The organism is Prolixibacter sp. DSM 2831 (genome assembly GCF_056493735.1).
In genome coordinates this window covers 396,453-417,221 of the sequence record NZ_CM151379.1, presented here as the reverse complement: position 1 = coordinate 417,221, position 20,769 = coordinate 396,453, and the positions used below count along the sequence as shown (strand labels likewise).

Sequence of the window (20,769 nt, the reverse complement as noted above, 5' to 3'; positions counted from 1 at the left end):
CCTTAATCAGGATCCGGGCTTTTTGTTGATTAAAGTTCTTGCACGAATATTTTACACAATCAGTTTATACCCCTTGCCGTGAACATTGATAATTTCGACACCCGGATCATCCTTCAGGTGCTTACGTAGCTTCGTAATATACACGTCCATACTGCGGGCATTGAAATAATTATCGTCTACCCAGATAGTTTTCAACGCGAAGTTACGCTCCAATACCTTGTTCACATTCACGCAAAGCAAACGCAACAATTCACTTTCCTTGGTCGTCAGCTTCTGCGTTTCCTTACCATCGGTAAGCGTTTGTTTCTGCGAATCGAAGGTGTACTTTCCTAGTTTGAAAACCTCCTGGTTTCCTTCCTGCCCTTCTCCTTCGGTTCGACGAAGGATTGCTTCGATACGGAAGATCAACTCTTCCATGCTGAATGGTTTTGTCAGGTAATCATCAGCACCCAGTTTAAAACCTTCCAACACATCCTCCTTCATGTTCTTCGCCGTAAGGAAAATCACCGGAATATCGGTGTTCACCATACGAATGTCTCTTGCCAGCGAGAAGCCGTCTTTTTTGGGCATCATCACATCAAGAATACAAAGGTTAAACTGGCTCTTCATAAATCCCTGATAGGCTGCTTCGCCATCGGGATAAAGCTCGGTGTCGAAACCTTTGGCTATCAAGTATTCTTTCAACAACAGCCCCAGGTTTTCGTCATCCTCAGCCAGGAGAATTCTAGTCTTTTTTTCCATAATCTATTGTACTTTAACGGGCAGATAGATTCTGAAACGGGTTCCCTTACCAGATGCGCTGTCCACTTTTATCTGGCCGTTGTGGACATCGACTATACGTTTAACGTACGATAATCCCAGGCCAAAACCTTTCACATTATGGACATTCCCGGTAGGAACGCGGTAGAATCTCTCAAAAATTTGTTTCTGATGTTCTCTTGGAATTCCTATTCCATTATCTTTTACTGCAACCACTACCCAGCCATTTTTGTTCTCGGTAGAGAGTTCTATTTCCGGATTTTCTGTGCTGTATTTCACTGCGTTATCCAGCAAATTGAACAACACGTTGGTAATATGAACCTCGTCACCTTTCACAATCGGGCGATCGGCTGCAAAGTTTGTACGCAAGACTCCATTTTGCGAGCTAACCCTTATCTGGAAGTTCGATGCGACAGTGCCGGCCACATCATTCAGATTAATCTCCGCCATTTTAAGTTTCAGGCGCCCTTCGTTGAATACCGCCATCTGTAACACCTTCTCGACCTGATAACTTAGTCTTTTACTTTCGTCAAAAATTACACCCGACACGTGTTCAATTGTCTTCGGGGTATGAGTTACAGAAGTATCCTTTAGCATTTGTGACGCAAGCGAGATAGTAGATATCGGCGTTTTCAACTCGTGCGTCATATTGTTAATAAAGTCGTTCTTTATCAGCGAAAGCTTCTTCTGCCGCAAAATGATATGCAACGTTATGGCAAAAATCCCGATGATAATAAACGTCAAAAGAATGGACGGGATAACCAGAAAACCGGTCGATTGTATCAAAAACCCGCGCTGTTCGGGGAAATACACCGTCAGAAAATTGGGTTTGACATTGATATCATTCTGGAACAATAATTTCCGGTATTTCGTGGCGTGGCTCGGATCAAATCCGTCGCTTCCCATCAACACCGTTGACTTACCACTTATCTGCGATTCTACAGCATACTGATAGTTAAGTGTAATTCCGCTGTTGCGGAGTTCCGTGTTCAGCAGATGCTTTAAATAATCAGGGTCGATTCTTTTGTTAATCGGGATACTGGAACGGTTCAGATTAAATTCCATTGAACGGATCACCCGTTCTTGCCGGGCAGAGCTTTGTTGGAACTTTTTCTGCATCATATTATCGTTCGCTCCGGAGTTGTTTCCCAGGAACTCAATCGAGCCCATGCTGCGGTGTTGCACATGTACCTGATTCGAATCGCCAAACGAAATTTTCGTTTCGGTCTTCACTCCACTACGGTACGATGAGCCCGACATATTGAACGACAAACTCAGTTCCCCTTTGGCAACCTTTTCGTTCAAAGGCTTTATAGCGCCCGAGTTCGGAAAGAAGCCCGAGCCACCTCCCGGTGTCGAGGGATCGTCCTCTCCATACCAAAAGAGGTTCATCTCTTCGTTCTCGAGTTTATCAACAACATCCTCCAAGGCACGGTTAACCAACAGGTTAAAGTGTTCCTCCTTAAGCTGCGACGTGCGCTTAATTGCCATTGTCTGAAGCCAGATCAATGCCACAACAGCAATTGCCATTGTAAGGCTTAGGAAGTAGATCACCTTTCTGCTCATGGATACAAAGATAACTTACTTGGGCTATCTGCTAACCAGCACTTAACAATATTTAACAATATCTTAGATTGATTAGCAATCAGATGCATTTGAAATTAACATTTTAAACGGGACAAACACAGGGGAAGCAGGCAGGAAAAATGGGATGATGTATGATCAATTTTTAACTCGTTTTAACATATTGCCGATTGCATTTTAAAATAAAAAAACTATGTTTGTAACATAAAACGTGGTTAATAGGTTTTTAATTTTTGGGGTTAACTGAGTTTTTTCACAAGGTGAATTTAGGTTTTGGTTTAAAAGGCGGGTAGTTCCCGCCTTTTTCTTTTTACGACAATTTGGGGAGGAAATTTCTTAGTCCTGAATCTTCATCAAAGCCACCTTGGCAGCCTGTTGCTGTGATTCCTTTTTCGAATAGCCATCGCCCTCGCCAAACAGCTCTCCTTCAACAATTACCTGCGAAACAAATGGAGGCTTATCTCCAGTCGTACCCGGATTATCCTGGGTCTTAAACTGCACCTCTTTTTTATTCTTCTGCCCCCACTCAATCAACTGGCTCTTGTAGTTGGTATCCTTCTTTTCCAGTTTATGAATGTCGACATAGACCGACAAGATGCGCTTAACGATGAATTTCTTGGTCTGTTCGTATCCTTTGTCGAGATAAATAGCGCCAATCAACGCTTCGAAAGCATCGCCGTAAATATGGCTGGTCTCATTGGCCGAATTGGTATTCGATTCAACAAAACGATTCAGACCCGTTTTAAAAGTAAGTTTGGTAAGAAAGCTCCGGTTGACCATCCGGGAGCGCAATTGGGTAAGAAAGCCCTCGTCTTTATGAGGAAACCGGTTGTAAAGATAATCGGCCACTACGGCACCAAGAATGGCATCGCCCAGGTATTCGAGGCGTTCGTTATTGACCGGATAACCGTGAGAATCGACTGTGGAAGCCGACTTATGAATAAACGCAATGTCGTAAAAGTGCAGGGTTCCGGGGTAGAACCCAAGCAATGATTTCAAAAACAAATAAAACTCTTTCCCCGGCGAGGAAAAGAGTTTTATTCTTTGCTTCAAAGCCTTTATCACTTTCTTATGACAATTTTTTGAAGATTACAGTCGCATTATGTCCGCCAAAACCAAATGTATTGCTAAGTGCAAAATTAATCTGGCGTTCTTTTGCGTGATTAAAAGTAAAATCAATGTTCGGATCCACTTCCGGATCCAATTCAAATTGATTTATCGTTGGAGGTACAATGCTGTTCTGCATTGCCAAAATAGAGGCAATACTTTCAACTGCACCAGCCGCTCCCAGCAAGTGACCTGTCATCGACTTGGTTGAACTCACACTTACCTTGTAAGAATGGTCACCAAATACTTTCAGGATTGCTTTTGGCTCGGCAACATCTCCCAGCCCGGTAGAAGTACCGTGTACGTTAATGTAATCGATATCTTCAGGTTTCAGACCGGCATCATCCAGCGCATGCTTCATTACCAGTGCAGCACCTTCACCTTCAGGGTCAGGAGCCGTCATATGGTAAGCATCCGTTGACATGCCAGTGCCAACCAATTCCGCGTAGATGGTCGCGCCACGGCGAACCGCGTGTTCGTATTCTTCGAGGATGAGTGCACCAGCACCTTCTCCCATCACGAATCCATCACGATCTTTATCGAAAGGTCGCGATGCCGTTTTCGGATCATCGTTACGCGTTGAAAGGGCACGCATGGCATTGAAACCACCAACACCCGCCTGGTTAATTGCTGATTCGGAACCACCGGCTACGAACATATCCGCTTTTCCGAGCCGGATATAGCTCGCTGCATCAATTAATGCATGGGTTGCCGAAGCACAAGCAGTAACCGTGGTAATGCTGGGTCCCCGAAAGCGATATTTCAAGGCAATATTACCACTGGCCATGTTGGCAATCATCTTAGGAATGAAGAAGGGGGTAAATCGCGGATTTTCCGGATTTGAATTGAAGGAGGTTACTTCCTGAAAGAAAGTATCCAAACCACCAATACCTGCACCCCAGATCACACCAACCCGGTCCTTATCGATTTTTTCCAGGTCGATTCCTGAATGACTGATTGCCTGGTCAGCAGCGATGTAAGCAAACTGAGCATACATGTCATGTTTGCGAACTTCCTTGCGCTCGAGGTAATCATTCGGGTCGAAATCCTTTATTTCGCAGGCAAACTGCGTTTTGAATTTGGAGGCATCAAAATGAGTAATGGGGCCGGCACCGCTAACCCCATTCCTCAGGCCTTCCCAGAATTCCTGGATATTCTTACCGAGCGGGTTGATCGTACCTAAGCCGGTAACAACAACTCGTTTCAATTCCATGGTAAGTTTTTAAGACCTTTATTCAGTAATAATTACTTTCCGTTCTCTTCGATGTAAGCAACAGCTTCGCCTACAGTACCGATTTTTTCAGCCTGATCATCAGGGATAGCAATATTGAATTCTTTTTCGAATTCCATAATCAGCTCAACGGTATCGAGTGAATCAGCTCCCAAGTCATTGGTGAAAGAAGCTTCGTTCGTAACTTCGCTTTCATCAACACCAAGTTTGTCTACAATGATCGATTTAACTTTAGCCGAAACGTCAGACATAATTTCTAAATTTTAACGTTAATACTATGAATAAATTTAAACTATGATTTTTTCAAATCAACGGGTGCAAAGTAATAAAGAAACCCAATTATTTTCCAAATATTTGTTCCATAATATGGCTTTTCGTCAGGGTAAAACGGCTTCCTAAGCCTGTTTTCGAATTCATCAGTCGAATAGTCAATTTTCAAACCACGCACAAAACTCTAATTATGAAAAACATAGCCATACTTGCATCGGGTTCAGGAACAAATGCACAAAACATAATACTGTATTTTCAGGACCATCCGGCCATCCGCGTCGATTCGGTTTGGAGTAACCGTCAAGATGCCTATGTGCTCGAAAGAGCAGCAAAATATGGAATTGAGTATGGCTCCTTTAACAGGGAAGAGTTTTACAATTCGGAAGATTTTCTGAATCGACTCAAAAGCCGCAACATCGATTTAATTGTTTTGGCGGGTTTTCTTTGGTTGGTGCCCACCAACCTGATCCAGGCTTTCCCGATTGTCAATATTCACCCGGCCTTGCTTCCAACGTACGGTGGTAAAGGAATGTACGGAATGAAAGTACACGAGGCAGTTGTCGCCAACCGGGAAAAAGAAAGTGGCATCACCATTCACATGGTCGACGAAGTTTACGATCACGGAGCCGTTTTACGCCAGGAAAAGTGCCCTGTCCTTCCGGACGACACGCCGGAGTCGCTGGCTAAACGCATCCATCAGTTGGAATACAAATACTTCCCGGAGGTGATTGAAAATTTTTTAATGAAATAATCACCATAACTGGAAAATCCGTACCAAAAATTCGAAAGCTGTTATTGATTATCTGCCGGCGTGCTGTGAATGACGTCGGCCACAGGAATTTGATCCGTCTCGTTGCCCGGAATCGGGATAGTCATTAGCTCATCCATGAGTGAATCGCGGTGCTCTTCGAAACGCACCAGATTCTCTTTTTTCACCGGTTCTACAGGCGGCGCTTTCACCTTTAAGGGGTCGACAGCTGTACCATTCTTATATACCCTGAAATCGAGGTGCGGTCCGGTAGCTAGTCCAGTCATGCCTACATAGCCAATCAACTGTCCCTGTTTAACGCGTACTCCGGGATGCATGCCCTTGGCAAACCGCGAAAGGTGCATATAGGAAGTCGTGTAAACAGAATTGTGTTTGATGTATAAGTAATTACCACCACCACGTGCCTGGTAACCCCGGCGCGTAATCACTCCGTCACCAATTGAATGAACCGGTGTTCCGGTTGGCGCAGCGTAATCAACTCCATGGTGAGGTCTTCTGATTCGCAAAATCGGATGGTAGCGACTGTTGGTAAAACGCGAACTAATGCGCGAATACTTGAGTGGAGCTTTCAGGAAAGCTTTCCGCAAACTCTTTCCGTCTTCATCGAAATAGTCGGCTCGACCATCCTGATCGAAATTGAAAGCATAATAGTCGTCACCCATGTTATTAAAACGGGCGGCATAAATTGTTCCGATGCCAATGGATTTTCCGTCGACATAATTCTCATCGTATATAATCTGAAACCAGTCTCCCTTCTGAACTCCAAAAAAGTCAATGGTCCAGGCGTAAATCTCCGAAAGGTTAATAGCCAAAATCGGATTCAAATTATTATCCGTCATTGCATTCCACAACGAAGAGTTTATCTGACCAAATGCCACCTTGCGTTTGGTTATTACTGGTTTCTGACCGGCTTTCACACGAAGTGAATCGCCGCTAAGCTCGAATGTATAATAATCAACCGGTGAATCTTCGTAAACGAAATAACGGGGAGTGTGCAGTGAATCGCGGGACAGAAACATAGAATAGGCGCTTCCGGCTTTAATACCACGCACATCAAAAATGCCTTTTGCATTCCGGGCAAGCTGGTCGATAGCCTGATATGACACGCCATATTTTACCAGAATATCCGAAAGATTCTGATTGCGTCGTACTTTCTTATTTTCAATAACAAAGGAATCAACCGGAAGCCCAAACTTTAAGATTGGCGGCGGCAAAACCTTTGCTACGCTATCAATTGGCTGAGTAACCGATACATCCTCCTGCCCCGATTTTGTATTCTTCCGGATGACAAAAAATCCCACAACAACAATTATCAAAACGGCCAAAATAATCCCCGGAATCCACTTTTTCATTTGCTTCTACTTTCCCTGATTTAACATATGATAATAATCACAACACAGACAAAGTTAATATTTGATTTGGTCAAATCCGTTACCAAATACACCCATTACGGAGTTCTGGGATATAAACGCGTCAGGATCAATCTGTTTTATTTGTTTATAAATTGGAGAAGCTTCTCTTTTTCGCACTACAGTCATAATCACCTTTACGTGCTTCCGGGTGTACCACCCCGTTCCATCGAAAACAGTTAATCCCCGATTTGCCTGATGCACAATATAGTCAGCAATATCATCGTAACGCTCGGAGAAGATAAACATCTGAACCGACTGCTTGGCACCGTTCAAGAACGAATCGACCGTATAAGAAACGACCCACATCGAAACGTAACCGTACACCATTCCCTCTACTGACTTCAGAACGAAAAACGAGGAAGCAATAATAATCACGTCGCAATACATAATAATACGTCCCGGGCTTACATTCCGATACTTATTAATAATCATAGCGATGATATCGGTACCACCGGTACTTCCTCCACGATTAAAAACAATTCCCAGGCCAGCTCCCCCCAGGATACCTCCCAGAACAGCAGACAAAAACTGGTCGTCGATAATAGGGTGAGTAAATATCGACTGTAATACATTCAGAAATACGGCCATCACCGCCATACCGAAGATCGTCTTCACCCCGAAGCTTGTCCCCAGTATTTTGATGGCTGCCAAAACAAGGAAAATATTAATAATAAAATAGGTATACCCGGTTTCTATTCCCGTCGTGAAGTAAATAACCGTTGCCACACCCGTTATTCCGCCACCAATAATCTTGGCTGGAATTAAAAATGCAGCTACACCAAAAGCATACAGGAATAGCCCTAAAACGATAATTGCGTAGTCCCGAACTTGATTATATACTTTTCCGCTCATCTCGATTAAAATTTGCGCAAAAGTAGAATAAAAAAAAGCACGGAAATCATGATTTTTCCGTGCTTTTTATGAAGATTAAATTCTTTACAATTACTTAACAACCACGTTGATAATCTTACCTGGCACGTAAATCAGTTTCACCACGGTTTTGCCCTCAGTCCAACGCTTTGCGGCCTCGTGTTCCAGCACTGCTTTTTCTGCATCATCTTTCGAGATAGCTAACGGAAGCTCGAGTTTGAAGCGCATTTTTCCGTTAAACGAAACCGGATATTCAAAGGTATTCTCAACCAGGTATTCTTCGTTCACTTTAGGCCATTCCGCTAAGCTTACGCTACTATCGTGCCCATAAAGTTTCCAGAGCTCTTCAGCAATATGCGGCGCAAAAGGAGCCAATACCTGCATAAATGTTTCGGCTGTAGAACGAGACACTTTGCCGGCTTTATAACAGTGATTGGTAAACACCATCATCTGCGAAATCGCGGTATTGAACTTCAAATCTTCTACGTCATCGCCTACCTTCCGGATGGTTTGATGTAAAAGCTTCAACGTCTCTTTGGTATCTTCGCTTTCACTTACGTTGTCCAGGTTCGAGAAGAAGGTGAATACCCTTCGCAGGAAATTATACACACCTTTCACTCCGGTATCGGTCCAGGGTTTGGTGGCATCCAGCGGTCCCATAAACATTTCATACAAACGCAACGAGTCAGCTCCGTATTCTTCTACCACATCGTCCGGATTGATGACGTTCTTCAGTGATTTGGACATCTTAGCCACAATCTGCCTTAACTCCTCACCTGTTTCAGTATGAAAATACTTCCCATCGCGATCTTCGACCAAATCGGAAGGCACCTTCGAGCCGGATGCTGTTTCATAGGCAAAAGCCAGAATCATTCCCTGGTTATACAGCTTCTGATATGGCTCGTCAGTGGAAACTACTCCCAAATCGAATAATACCTTGTGCCAGAAACGGCTATACAGCAAGTGAAGTACCGCATGTTCGGCACCACCTACATACAAGTCGACCGGCATCCAGTAGTTTTCCTTTACTTTATCGAACGGCGCCTCGTCATTTTTCGGGTCGATATAGCGCAGGTAGTACCAGCACGAACCGGCCCACTGAGGCATGGTATTCGTTTCACGACGGCCTTTCCGCCCATTTGCGTCGGTTACATACAACCAATCACCGGCATTGGCCAAAGGAGACTCGCCCGTTTCTCCCGGCTGATATTTTTCAACATCCGGAAGAATCAGGGGCAAATCTTCGTCTGACAAAACAGAAACTTCTCCATCTTCCCAGTGAATTACCGGGAAAGGCTCTCCCCAGAAACGCTGGCGGCTAAACAACCAGTCACGGATCTTGTAATTCACGGTAGCTTTACCCAAATTCTTCGACTCAAGCCAATCGATGACGGTTTTCAGACCGTCTTCTTTGCTCATGCCGTCAATATCGAGGCCTTCGCTTTCGTTAGCCGAGTTGATATAAGCTCCGTCTTCTGTCCAGCAAGCGTCGCCTTTCAGAACCTTTTCACGCAATTCAGGTTCTGCATCTTTCGGATCGAGGATGCAGACAATATCTAAACCGAATGTTTTCGCAAATTCAAAGTCACGGGTATCATGCGCCGGCACAGCCATAATCGCACCAGTACCGTATCCCATCAGCACATAATCGGCTACCCACACCGGAATTTTCTTCCCGGTAAGGGGATTAATAGCATACCGGCCCGTAAATACGCCGGTTTTATCTTTCGCCAAATCGGTCCGGTCCAAATCACTTTTCAGTGCAGCCGAGCGCACGTAATCATTAACGGCATCTTTGTGTTCCGCCGTAGTAATCACATCAACCAGTTCGTGCTCCGGCGCGATAACCATGTAGGTTGCTCCAAACAACGTATCGGGACGGGTAGTATACACCCTGATTTTCTCATCAACACCATCCAGCAGAAAATCTACCTCAGCTCCGGTTGATCGCCCAATCCAGTTCCGCTGCATGTCCTTCACGCCTTCCGGCCATTCCAGATCATCAAGTCCAGTCAGCAAACGCTCAGCATAATGCGGAATACGAAGCATCCACTGCTTCAGGAAACGACGCTCCACCTCTTTCGTACCGCACTTTTCATGCGAGCCGTCGTTCAGCACCTCTTCGTTGGCACAAACCGTTTTACAATGACGGCAATACCAAACCTGCGCATTATCGTAATAAGCCAGACGCTTCTCATCAATATACTCGCGTACTGCTTCTTTTCCTTTGTTTTCAATTTCTACCGGAACAGACAGTTCTTCTATCGGACGACCTTTCTGCTGCTCCTCATCAAACCATGTATTATATAAACGTGCAAAAATCCATTGCGTCCATTTATAATAGGCAGGGTCGGTTGTATTGATTTCCCGGTCCCAGTCGTAGCTCAATCCCAGCGATTGAATCTGGCGGCGGAAGTTGTCACAATTCTTTTGCGTGGTAATCGCCGGATGGGTACCGGTTTGAATAGCATACTGTTCTGCAGGGAGTCCGAACGCATCCCATCCCATTGGGTGAAGGACGTTAAATCCGTTTGCCCTTTTGTAACGGCAAATGATATCGGTAGCCGTATATCCTTCCGGATGGCCCACATGCAATCCGGCACCCGAAGGATAAGGAAACATATCGAGGCAATAGAATTTCGGTTTTGAATAATCGTCTTCTGTTTTGAAGGTCTTATGCTCGGCCCAGTAATTTTGCCAGCTTTTTTCAATCTCCCTGAAGTTGTAATCCATCTTTATTGAGACTATTAAATTCTTTTTTCAACTAAAGTGCGAAAATAAGACTTTATTTTCTGACTGCCGGAAAGCTTCCTAAAAATCATGAAAATAACTTTTAGGTGCCCCGAAAATAAATCGGAGACCAATGAAAGGGGATTTCTCACCACAAAATGTCTAATTATCAACGATATGTTAAAGAACACACCTCCTTTAAAATGCATTTTCTACCTTATCGTACCTTAATTAATAAAACAAACAGCTATGACAGCCACCGCCACACTTTCATCACCGACCAAACTGGTCGATGAATTCATGTCCGATTTAAGAAAAAAAGATCCGCATGAAGTAGAATTCCACCAGGCCGTTCATGAGGTCGTCGAATCGCTCGCCCCCTATCTGATGGCTCATCCCCAGTACATGAAAGCGAAGATTCTGGAACGAATGACCGAACCGGAAAGAGTCATTCAATTCCGGGTTCCCTGGGCGGACGACAGGGGAAACATTCATGTTAACCGGGGATTTAGAGTAGAAATGAACAGCGCCATTGGTCCTTACAAAGGTGGTCTTCGTTTCCACCCCAGTGTCAACCTCAGTATCCTGAAATTTTTGGCCTTTGAGCAGACCTTTAAAAACAGCCTCACCAATCTTCCTATGGGAGCTGGTAAAGGTGGCTCGGACTTTGATCCCAAAGGCAAATCAGATGCAGAAGTAATGCGGTTCTGTCAGTCATTTATGACGGAACTCAGCCGACATATCGGGCCTTACACCGATGTCCCGGCAGGTGATATTGGCGTTGGAGGACGTGAAATTGGTTTCCTTTTTGGACAATACAAACGTCTCCGCAATGAATTCACCGGTTCATTAACCGGAAAAGGAATCGAGTGGGGTGGTTCGCTAATCAGACCGGAAGCAACCGGTTATGGTAATGTATATTTCGCCCGCGAAATGCTCAAAACGCAGGGTAAAGATTTCAAGGGCTTGACGGTTAGCATTTCCGGCTCAGGTAATGTCGCACAGTTCTCAGCTGAAAAAGTGATTGAACTCGGCGGAAAAGTTATTACGTTTTCCGACTCGAGTGGCTACATATACGATCCGGCTGGTATCGACCGCGAAAAGCTGGAGTTTGTGATGGATTTGAAAAATAACCGACGCGGCCGGATTAAAGAATACGCTGAGAAATACGGCGTGAAATACGTTCCGAATGCCCGCCCGTGGGGTGAGAAATGTGATGTTGCATTACCATCGGCTACCGAGAATGAGATTGATGAAAACGATGCCCGCATGCTGATCGAGAATGGATGTTTCTGTGTAGCTGAAGGAGCCAATATGCCAAGTACGGCTGAGGCCATTCACCTGTACATGAAGCATAAAATTCTGTATGCTCCGGGCAAAGCCTCCAATGCAGGTGGTGTTGCCGTATCAGGTCTTGAAATGACACAAAACTCCATGCGCCTGAAATGGACCCGCGAAGAAGTTGACCAGAAATTGCTGCAAATCATGCAGAATATTCATCACACTTGCGTGAAATACGGTACGCAAAAAGATGGATTCGTCAACTACGAAGTAGGTGCCAACATCGGCGGTTTCCTGAAAGTTGCCAACTCAATGATGGCGCAGGGATTAGTTTGATTTTCTGTTTTCCAATCTATACCGATACGCTCCTTTGCTCCGGCAGAGGGGCGTTTTTTCTTTCTGGCTTTCACGCAATCAGCACCTCATTTATTCATAAGGCCAAAAATCCACTTTCAAAATTCTGACATAAGTCAAACTTCCGGTTTTTTGTGCTATTAAACATACTCAAAAAGCAACGCTACCGATTGATTTACTGACATTTACAACATTCGTCTTTTTTGAATAATCATTAGGAAGAGGAGAAAATGTTTTCTCTACCTTTGACTCTAACAAATTGAAACCGTCGGGGTGTAACTGTCTTCGGGCATTATACCCGCACACAGACGGAATCCATAGGGTTTTTACAAAAATATGTTATCATGAATACCGGTATAGATCAATTCATGGAGGCCTTAAAGGCCCGCACCAATGGCGAGAAGGAATTTCATCAGGCCGTTCAGGAAGTTGTTGAATCTGTTTGGGAGGTATACGATTCGAATCCTCGGTACAAACAGGCACGCATTCTGGAACGCATGGTGGAGCCGGAACGAGTCGTCATGTTCAGGGTTCCCTGGATGAATGACCGGGGCGAAGTTGAAATTAATCGCGGCTACCGCGTCGAATTCAACAGCGCACTTGGTCCATATAAAGGTGGATTACGTTTCCACCCCAGTGTTAATTTAAGTATTCTCAAGTTTTTAGGGTTTGAACAAACCTTTAAAAACAGCCTGACCACCCTTCCTATGGGAGGCGGTAAAGGAGGCTCCGACTTCAGCGCCAAAGGACGCAGCGACAACGAAATCATGCGTTTCTGTCAATCGTTCATGACTGAGTTGAGCCGCCACATCGGTCCGGATACTGATGTACCCGCTGGTGACATCGGCGTTGGTGGTCGCGAGATCGGTTACCTGTTCGGACAGTACAAACGGATTCGCAATGAATTCACCGGCGTACTGACTGGAAAAGGCCTGGGTTGGGGAGGTTCACTCATCCGTCCGGAAGCAACCGGTTACGGTGCCGTGTATTTCGTTCAGCACATGTTAGCCGAAATGGGCAAAGACATCAAAGGTCAGGTATTCTCAGTTTCCGGTTTCGGAAACGTTGCCTGGGGAGCCATCAGTAAAATCAACGAATTGGGTGGTAAAGTAGTTACTATCTCCGGTCCCGACGGCTACATTTACGATGCGGCTGGCATTACCGGCGAAAAGGTTGACTACCTGCTCGAACTGCGGGCAACCAACAACGACATTGTTGAGCCTTATGCCGAAGAATTTGGCGCACAGTTCTTCGCTGGTAAAAAACCATGGGAACAAGCAGTTGACATTGCCATGCCATGTGCTACTGAAAACGAACTGAACGAAGAAGACGCCAAGTTGCTGATCAAGAACGGCTGCTTCCTGGTTGGCGAAGTTTCCAACATGGGCTGTACAGCTGACGCAGCAGAATTGCTGACCAAAGAAATCGCGTATGCTCCGGGTAAAGCAGTTAATGCCGGTGGTGTTGCTGTTTCCGGCCTCGAAATGTCGCAAAACAGCATGCGTTACAACTGGACCCGCGAAGAAGTGGATCAACGCTTACATATTATTATGAAAGAGATTCACGAGACTTGTAAAATCCACGGACGTAACGGAAGTAAGATAAATTATGTCAAAGGTGCCAACGTTGGTGGCTTCGTAAAAGTTGCCGATGCCATGCTGGCACAAGGGCTTGTATAAGCACCTATCCTAAAAAGCAGAAAGAGCCGTTTCCCTTCGGGGAGATGGCTCTTTTCGCATAAAACAGGCTCAATTATTTCCAATGTAAATTGCACTTAGGATTCAGATAACATTCTGTTAATGGGTGGATGCTTCTGCTTTTGCTATTTTTGACCAAATTTCGAAAAATGTTTGTTGATACCCATTCACATATTTATTCGCCTGAGTTTAATATCGATCGGACGGAAGTTGTAAACCGTGCCACAACATCCGGAATTAAGAAAATAGTTCTCCCCAATATCGACAGCTCTTCCATCAAACCTATGCTGGACTTGTCAGCATCGTACCCGAATGTTTGCTATCCGTTAATCGGATTACACCCCACTTCGGTAAAGGAAGATTTTCGAAATGAATTGGAAATTGTTCGCTTTTGGCTCGACCGTCACCAGTTTTATGGCATCGGCGAAATCGGGCTCGACCTGTTCTGGGATCAGACTTTCGTCGAAGAACAGACCGAGGTTTTTCGCGTTCAGCTGCAATGGGCAAAAGAGCGCAAACTTCCGGTTGTCATCCACGTGAGAGATTCATTCGAAGAAGTATTCAACGAAGTAGGAAAAGCCGCGGATGAAAACCTAAGAGGCGTTTTCCACAGCTTCACCGGAACGCTAAAACAGGCTGAACAGATTATTGACTGGGGATTTAAAATTGGTGTGAATGGTATTGTTACTTTTAAAAATGCCGGAGTCGATAAAGTAATCTCCCAAATCGATCCCAAACACCTTCTGCTGGAAACCGATTCACCTTATCTTGCACCCGTTCCATTCAGAGGGAAACGCAACGAAAGTGCACACATTGTACAGGTAGCTGCCAAAGTTGCCGAGCTGCACAACACTACTCCCGAAGAAATTGCAGAAATAACCACAAAAAATGCTGAAGAAATGTTTGGAATCTGACCACGCTTCGTTCCAATATTTCTAATTTTGAGGGCAATTTAACCGTGTAGACAAAGAAATCCGGGCCGAACCCGTTCGCCGGACTCAAATTACACGTATTATATTATTGTACTTCATCCAAATTTTCACCGATTCGGCAATTGGTGATAAAAACATTAGGTGTGAAAAACAACGAAAAGCCTTCAATTCATATTATTTATACCGGCGGCACCATCGGGATGCGGGAAGATCCCGACACCCACACACTGGCCCCGATGAAATTTTCCCACATCCAAAATGAAATTCCTGAGTTGTCGAAACTTGGCATAGAAGTATCGGCAACCGCCTTCAATCCTCCCATCGACTCGTCCGACATGCAACCGGCGATTTGGGCCCGGATTGCCAGAACGGTACGTCAGAACTACCAAAAATACGACGGTTTTGTTGTTCTTCACGGCACCGATACCATGGCGTACACCGCATCTGCATTAAGCTTCATGTTCGAGAACCTCGACAAGCCCGTTATCCTGACTGGCTCGCAGCTTCCTATTGGTGTTATGCGTACAGACGGGAAAGAAAACCTGGTAACGGCTGTAGAACTTGCGGCTGCCAGCCGAAACGGCCGGGCCATTGTTCCGGAAGTTTGTATTTATTTCAACTCCCGCCTTTTTCGCGGTAACCGCACAACAAAAGAAGATTCAGAGAAATTCAGCGCATTTATGTCACACAATTATCCGATTCTGGCCCGTGCCGGAGTGGATATTGTATACAGCTACGACCGCATTAATTATCCGAAAAACAAAGGAATACTAAAAGTCAACACCAACATCAGCGATAAAGTCATTATCTTGAAGATGTTTCCGGGGATGAACCGGCAGTATATTGAGCATGCGCTTAATCTACCGGAATTGAAAGGTGTTGTACTGGAATCGTATGGTTCAGGGAATGTGCCCACACACCGTTGGCTGTTAAACGCCATCCGGAAAGCCATCAGGCAAGGGGTTATCTTCCTGAATGTAACGCAGTGTTCCGGCGGCAGAGTGCAGATGGGACAATACATGACGAGCTACGATCTGCTGAATGCAGGCGTTATCAGTGGAAAGGATATAACCGTTGAGGCAGCTATCACCAAGTTGATGTTTCTTCTCGGACAAGACCTCACGACAGAGGAAGTGAAGACTCATTTACAACGGAGTCTGAGCGGGGAAATAACAGAATGAGTTGTTTTTTTTTCAACTTTTTTTTGTAATTTGCGTGCCTGAATTTTAGACCAATCCGGAATCTTTTTAAGCGGAAATAGTTTCATTTGGAAAGAGAAAACGGGGGGCTAATTGAAGAACGAAACAAGGATTTTTTTTTATTTGTTGGAAATTTATTGTAGATCAATAAATCGTAAATAGAAATTAATAGTAAGAACAATTTATTAATCAAAATTCAAAACCAATTATGAAAAAACTATTTGCGTTAATTGCAGTTTTCGGGATGCTTAGTTTTGGCGCATCGGTGGTTGCTTTCGCACAGGAGCAAGACACCACGCAGGCAGCTACTGAACAAGCGGCTACTGATTCCGTAACACAGGCTCAAGCTCAAAGCTCTGACTTGACAGCTGATCCTGTAGAGCAAGCAGCTGCCAAAGCTGAATCAGGTAAGTCTCTTCACAGCATGCTTAAGCAATATTTCATTCAGGGGGGTCCGAGCTTCATGGCATTCGTACTTATTGCCCTGATTCTTGGTCTTGCATTGGCTATCGAGAGGGTTCTTTATTTGAACCTCGCCACTACCAACACCAAAAAACTGCTGGCAAATGTAGAAGATGCATTGAATAGTGGTGGTGTAGAAGCTGCTAAGGAAGTTTGCCGCAATACCCGCGGTCCTGTTGCTTCTATTTTCTATCAGGGGCTCGATCGTTTCGATGAAGGAATCGACGTAGTTGAGAAGTCAATCGTATCATACGGTGGTGTACAGGCTGGTCTGCTGGAAAAAGGACTGAGCTGGATTGCACTGTTTATCGCACTGGCTCCGATGCTTGGTTTCATGGGAACTGTAATCGGTATGATTTCAGCATTCGATGCTATCCAGGTTGCTGGTGACATTTCTCCTTCTCTGGTTGCTGGTGGTATTAAGGTTGCACTTATTACGACTGTAACAGGTCTTATCGTTGCTATCATCCTTCAGATTTTCTACAACTACTGTGTTGCAAAAATCGATAGCATCATTAACAGCATGGAAGATGCTTCTATCTCTCTGCTTGACCTGCTGGTAAAACACAACCTGAAGAAGTAATTACAAAATTAATTCGTACCCATGAGTAGTAAAGTAACAAGAATACTGACTATTATTCTTTGGGTCATGTTGGCGTTGTCAGCAATCTTTATCGTACTACTGGTCGATAAGATTGACACACCGCAGATGGACTCAATGATAAATCTTAACCTTCGCTGGGCCTACATACTCTTTGGCATTGCAGCTATTGTTGCTGTCGGATTCTCCGTTTTCCATATGTTCTCATCTGGAGAAAAAGCCAAGAAGAGTTTGATGGCTATAGGAGTGCTTGCAGCAGTAGTCATTATTGCAAGCCTGCTGGCATCGTCAGAAATTCCGAATTTCTACGGAGCTCAAACGATGGTTCAGAAGGGAACATTGACCCCTGAAGTTGCTAAATTCACAGACACCCTGCTCTATACCACCTACATCTTGTTTGGCGGAGCCGTTTTGTCTGTTATTTATTCGGGTCTTTCCCGTTTCTGGAAATAAGATTTAAATCAGAATGAAAAAGGGTAACTTTTTCATCATAACTGAACATGAAATTAAATAAACATGCCTAGAAAATTACCGGAATATAATGCTGCATCTTTGGCTGACATTGCCTTCATGTTGCTTCTCTTCTTCCTGGTAACAACTACCATGGACGTTGATTCTGGGCTCGAACGTAAGTTGCCACCGCCACCTCCGCCGAATCAGGACTTGAGCAAGCAGCCACAAATTAAAGAACGTAACGTCTTTGTTGTGCTGGTGAACAAGAACGATCAGTTGTTGGTGGAAGGCAAACCGATGCGCGTCCGCGACCTTCGCGAAGCAGCGGAAAATTTTATGGCCAACCCAAATAACGATCCGACGTTACCGGAAAAAGAAGTGAAAGACGTTCCCTTCTTTGGTCCGACGGAAGTTACCAAGGGAGTCATCTCGCTGCAGAATGACGTAGGTACGACATACGGTACCTACATCGCGGTCCAGAATGAATTGGTAGGCGCTATCAACGACTTACGGGACCAGCTGGCACAACGGAAATGGGGAAAATCCTATGACGATCTCGATAGAGATCAGCAAAAAGCTATTCAGGAGATTTACCCATCACGTATTTCAGAAGCTGAGCCCAAAAAAGTTGGTAAAAAATAATTAGGAGGATTTAAAGAATGTCAAAATTCAGAAAAGACGACAAAAAGGAAACTCCACCGATTTCGACAGCAGCTTTGCCTGACATTGTATTTATGCTTCTGTTCTTCATCATGGTGTCGACCACCATGCGTGAGGTAACGTTGAAAGTACAAGTTAAGTTGCCCCAGGCAACAGAGTTGAGCAAACTGGAGCGGAAATCTTTGGTGAGTTACATCTACATCGGCCCTCCTCAACAGCAATACCAGGCACAGTTAGGTAGCGAACCGCGAATTCAGCTGAACGATTCATTTGCCACTGTTGGCGACATCCAGGATTTTATTGTATCCGAAAGGGAAGCACACGACGAGAACGAAGTTCCGTTGATGGTTACCTCTCTTAAAGTGGATCAATATACCAAGATGGGTATCGTTTCAGACGTGAAGCAGGAATTGAGGAGAGTTCAGGCTCTTCACATCAATTACTCAGCCAGAAAACGTACTGAGAAAAACTAAGATGTACACTAAATAAAAGAAAGCGGTCTGAAATTCAGGCCGCTTTTTTTGTGCCAATATTTTTTACATACAAAAAACGGCTGCTCAAAAAGAACAACCGTTTCATCCTTTATACTGGTAATATCAATTCTTATTATCCTTCGCGGGAACCACTTTCAACGTAAGTTCGTCCAGCTGTGCATCAGCAATGGTCGATGGACTGTCAATCATTACATCGCGCCCGGCATTGTTTTTCGGGAATGCAATCACATCGCGAATACTGTCGAGTCCGGCAAACAGCGATACCAAACGGTCGAAACCAAAAGCAATTCCGGCATGTGGAGGCGCACCATATTTAAACGCATCAATAAGGAAGCCAAACTGCTTCTCAGCCTCTTCTTTGGTAAAACCGAGTGTCTTAAACATTTTGGCCTGCAGCTCGCTGTTGAAAATACGAACAGAACCACCGCCAATTTCCACACCGTTAATCACCAGGTCATAAGCATTCGCATGAACCTTACCCGGATCGGTATCCAACAAATCCACCTCATCCAATTTCGGCGATGTAAACGGATGGTGCATAGCAAAAAAGCGCTGTACTTCTTCATCCCATTCCAACAGCGGGAAATCAACCACCCACAACGGACGGAAATCATCACCTTTAACCAGCCCTAACTGCTTGCCCATTTCCAAACGAAGTGTCCCGGTAGCTGTTTGTGTTGCCTCTTTCTTGCCTGACAAAACCAGTAGCAAGTCGCCGGGAACAGCTCCAAATACATCCGCCCACTTCTTCAAATCGTCGGCATTGTAGAATTTGTCTACTGACGATTTAAATGAGCCGTCTTCGTTATATTTCACATAAACGAGCCCTTTGGCACCAACCTGCGGACGTTTAACAAAATCCGTCAACGCATCCAGTTGCTTGCGCGAATAGGAAGCTGCGCCGGAAGCACAAATACCTCCAATATATTCAGCTTCGTCAAACACTTTGAAGCCATTTCCCTTCACCGTTTCGGTCAGGTCATGAATTTCCATCCCAAAGCGAATGTCAGGCTTATCAGAGCCATATTTTTCCATTGCCTCTTCGTAAGGCATACGCGGAAACTCACCTGGGTCAAAACCTTTCAGTTCCTTGAAAAGATGCCGGGTCAGCCCTTCAAACATACTCAGCACGTCATTCTGCTCCACGAACGACATTTCGCAGTCAATCTGCGTAAACTCAGGCTGCCGGTCTGCGCGAAGGTCCTCATCGCGGAAGCATTTTACAATCTGATAGTACCGGTCAAAACCAGCAACCATCAACAATTGCTTGAACGTTTGTGGCGACTGTGGAAGCGCATAAAACTCGCCGGGATTCATTCGCGAAGGAACCACGAAGTCGCGGGCGCCTTCCGGTGTAGACTTGATCAGAACCGGCGTTTCTGTTTCGATAAAATCCTGGTCATTCAGGTAACTCCTTACGTAATGGGCCATCCGGGCACGAAGCTCGAGGTTTTTGCGAACATTTTCCCGACGCAAGTCGAGGTACCGGTATTTCATACGAATTTCATCACCGCCATCCGTATCTTCAGCAATGGTAAATGGAGGAACAACCGATTGATTCAGAATCGTTACTTTTTTGAGCTCTACCTCCACATCTCCGGTAGGAATTTTGCTGTTCTTGCTCGCGCGTTCTCTCACGACACCCACTATTTGGATGACAAACTCGCGTCCCAGGTGATTCACAGCGTCCTTAATTTCAGCCGAAGCAGTATCGTCAGCAACCAGCTGCGTAATACCGTAGCGGTCACGGAGGTCAACAAAAGTCATTGCACCGAGGTTGCGGACCCTCTGCACCCATCCGGCAAGCGTCACTTCGTTGCCAGCCTGATTGATTCGTAATTCACCGCAATTATGGCTTCTGTACATCGATTATTCTTTTATAAATTTGAATGCAAAAGTACAAA

Annotated in this window: 18 protein-coding genes; 9 read left to right on the top strand and 9 right to left on the bottom strand. The window is 44.9% G+C overall.

Going from position 1 to position 20,769, the window contains the following annotated elements:
- Window positions 1-51: 51 nt before the first annotated feature.
- The 5 genes from rprY to AC060N_RS01675 all read right to left on the bottom strand — a co-directional run bounded on the left by rprY (window position 52) and on the right by AC060N_RS01675 (window position 4,932).
- Entirely contained in the window at window positions 52-741 is a 690-nt protein-coding gene (rprY, locus tag AC060N_RS01695; protein ID WP_106541310.1) for a response regulator transcription factor RprY, read from the bottom strand.
- 3 nt (window positions 742-744) lie between these two features.
- Window positions 745-2,325 carry a sensor histidine kinase gene (locus tag AC060N_RS01690; RefSeq protein WP_479525616.1) on the bottom strand — a complete coding sequence of 527 codons (1,581 nt, stop codon included), beginning with the start codon at window positions 2,323-2,325 and terminating at the stop codon, window positions 745-747.
- A 354-nt stretch (window positions 2,326-2,679) separates the two neighbouring features.
- Window positions 2,680-3,396, bottom strand: a complete 717-nt coding sequence (rnc, locus tag AC060N_RS01685) for a ribonuclease III (RefSeq protein WP_170108878.1) — start codon at window positions 3,394-3,396, stop codon at window positions 2,680-2,682.
- 16 nt (window positions 3,397-3,412) lie between these two features.
- Window positions 3,413-4,663 (bottom strand): beta-ketoacyl-ACP synthase II, encoded by a 1,251-nt coding sequence (fabF, locus tag AC060N_RS01680; protein ID WP_106541307.1) that lies wholly within the window; start codon window positions 4,661-4,663, stop codon window positions 3,413-3,415.
- A 32-nt stretch (window positions 4,664-4,695) separates the two neighbouring features.
- Window positions 4,696-4,932 carry an acyl carrier protein gene (locus tag AC060N_RS01675; protein WP_025862964.1) on the bottom strand — a complete coding sequence of 79 codons (237 nt, stop codon included), beginning with the start codon at window positions 4,930-4,932 and terminating at the stop codon, window positions 4,696-4,698.
- Between the two features lie 209 nt (window positions 4,933-5,141).
- Here AC060N_RS01675 and purN point away from each other — a divergent pair, with 209 nt between their 5' ends.
- Complete coding sequence (purN, locus tag AC060N_RS01670) at window positions 5,142-5,702, top strand: phosphoribosylglycinamide formyltransferase (RefSeq protein WP_479525615.1); 561 nt, start codon at window positions 5,142-5,144, stop codon at window positions 5,700-5,702.
- A gap of 41 nt (window positions 5,703-5,743) precedes the next feature.
- Here the strand turns inward: purN and AC060N_RS01665 are convergent, their stop codons facing one another.
- The 3 genes from AC060N_RS01665 to leuS all read right to left on the bottom strand — a co-directional run bounded on the left by AC060N_RS01665 (window position 5,744) and on the right by leuS (window position 10,735).
- The gene (locus tag AC060N_RS01665) at window positions 5,744-7,072 is read right to left on the bottom strand and encodes a peptidoglycan DD-metalloendopeptidase family protein (protein WP_479525614.1); all 1,329 of its coding nucleotides are present in this window, start codon (window positions 7,070-7,072) and stop codon (window positions 5,744-5,746) included.
- A gap of 54 nt (window positions 7,073-7,126) precedes the next feature.
- Window positions 7,127-7,984 carry a YitT family protein gene (locus AC060N_RS01660; protein ID WP_479525613.1) on the bottom strand — a complete coding sequence of 286 codons (858 nt, stop codon included), beginning with the start codon at window positions 7,982-7,984 and terminating at the stop codon, window positions 7,127-7,129.
- A 90-nt stretch (window positions 7,985-8,074) separates the two neighbouring features.
- Window positions 8,075-10,735 carry a leucine--tRNA ligase gene (gene leuS, locus AC060N_RS01655; protein WP_479525612.1) on the bottom strand — a complete coding sequence of 887 codons (2,661 nt, stop codon included), beginning with the start codon at window positions 10,733-10,735 and terminating at the stop codon, window positions 8,075-8,077.
- A gap of 246 nt (window positions 10,736-10,981) precedes the next feature.
- Here leuS and gdhA (AC060N_RS01650) point away from each other — a divergent pair, with 246 nt between their 5' ends.
- From gdhA (AC060N_RS01650) to AC060N_RS01615, 8 genes are all read left to right on the top strand, one after another.
- Window positions 10,982-12,349 (top strand): NADP-specific glutamate dehydrogenase, encoded by a 1,368-nt coding sequence (gene gdhA / locus AC060N_RS01650; RefSeq protein ID WP_479525611.1) that lies wholly within the window; start codon window positions 10,982-10,984, stop codon window positions 12,347-12,349.
- A gap of 362 nt (window positions 12,350-12,711) precedes the next feature.
- Window positions 12,712-14,046 carry an NADP-specific glutamate dehydrogenase gene (gdhA, locus tag AC060N_RS01645; RefSeq protein WP_106541301.1) on the top strand — a complete coding sequence of 445 codons (1,335 nt, stop codon included), beginning with the start codon at window positions 12,712-12,714 and terminating at the stop codon, window positions 14,044-14,046.
- A gap of 167 nt (window positions 14,047-14,213) precedes the next feature.
- On the top strand, window positions 14,214-14,978 hold the full coding sequence (locus AC060N_RS01640; RefSeq protein WP_153641083.1) for a TatD family hydrolase: 765 nt from the start codon (window positions 14,214-14,216) through the stop codon (window positions 14,976-14,978).
- Window positions 14,979-15,139: 161 nt separating this feature from the next.
- Window positions 15,140-16,177, top strand: a complete 1,038-nt coding sequence (locus AC060N_RS01635) for an asparaginase (protein ID WP_479525610.1) — start codon at window positions 15,140-15,142, stop codon at window positions 16,175-16,177.
- Between the two features lie 262 nt (window positions 16,178-16,439).
- Window positions 16,440-17,240 carry a MotA/TolQ/ExbB proton channel family protein gene (locus tag AC060N_RS01630; RefSeq protein ID WP_463230873.1) on the top strand — a complete coding sequence of 267 codons (801 nt, stop codon included), beginning with the start codon at window positions 16,440-16,442 and terminating at the stop codon, window positions 17,238-17,240.
- A gap of 21 nt (window positions 17,241-17,261) precedes the next feature.
- On the top strand, window positions 17,262-17,711 hold the full coding sequence (locus tag AC060N_RS01625) for a hypothetical protein (protein ID WP_106541299.1): 450 nt from the start codon (window positions 17,262-17,264) through the stop codon (window positions 17,709-17,711).
- 63 nt (window positions 17,712-17,774) lie between these two features.
- On the top strand, window positions 17,775-18,353 hold the full coding sequence (locus AC060N_RS01620; protein WP_106541298.1) for an ExbD/TolR family protein: 579 nt from the start codon (window positions 17,775-17,777) through the stop codon (window positions 18,351-18,353).
- Window positions 18,354-18,370: 17 nt separating this feature from the next.
- Window positions 18,371-18,844, top strand: a complete 474-nt coding sequence (locus AC060N_RS01615) for an ExbD/TolR family protein (RefSeq protein WP_106541297.1) — start codon at window positions 18,371-18,373, stop codon at window positions 18,842-18,844.
- A 123-nt stretch (window positions 18,845-18,967) separates the two neighbouring features.
- Here the strand turns inward: AC060N_RS01615 and aspS are convergent, their stop codons facing one another.
- A complete protein-coding gene (aspS, locus tag AC060N_RS01610) occupies window positions 18,968-20,731 on the bottom strand; it encodes an aspartate--tRNA ligase (RefSeq protein WP_479525609.1) in 1,764 nt (587 codons plus the stop codon).
- Between the last annotated feature and the right edge of the window lie 38 nt (window positions 20,732-20,769).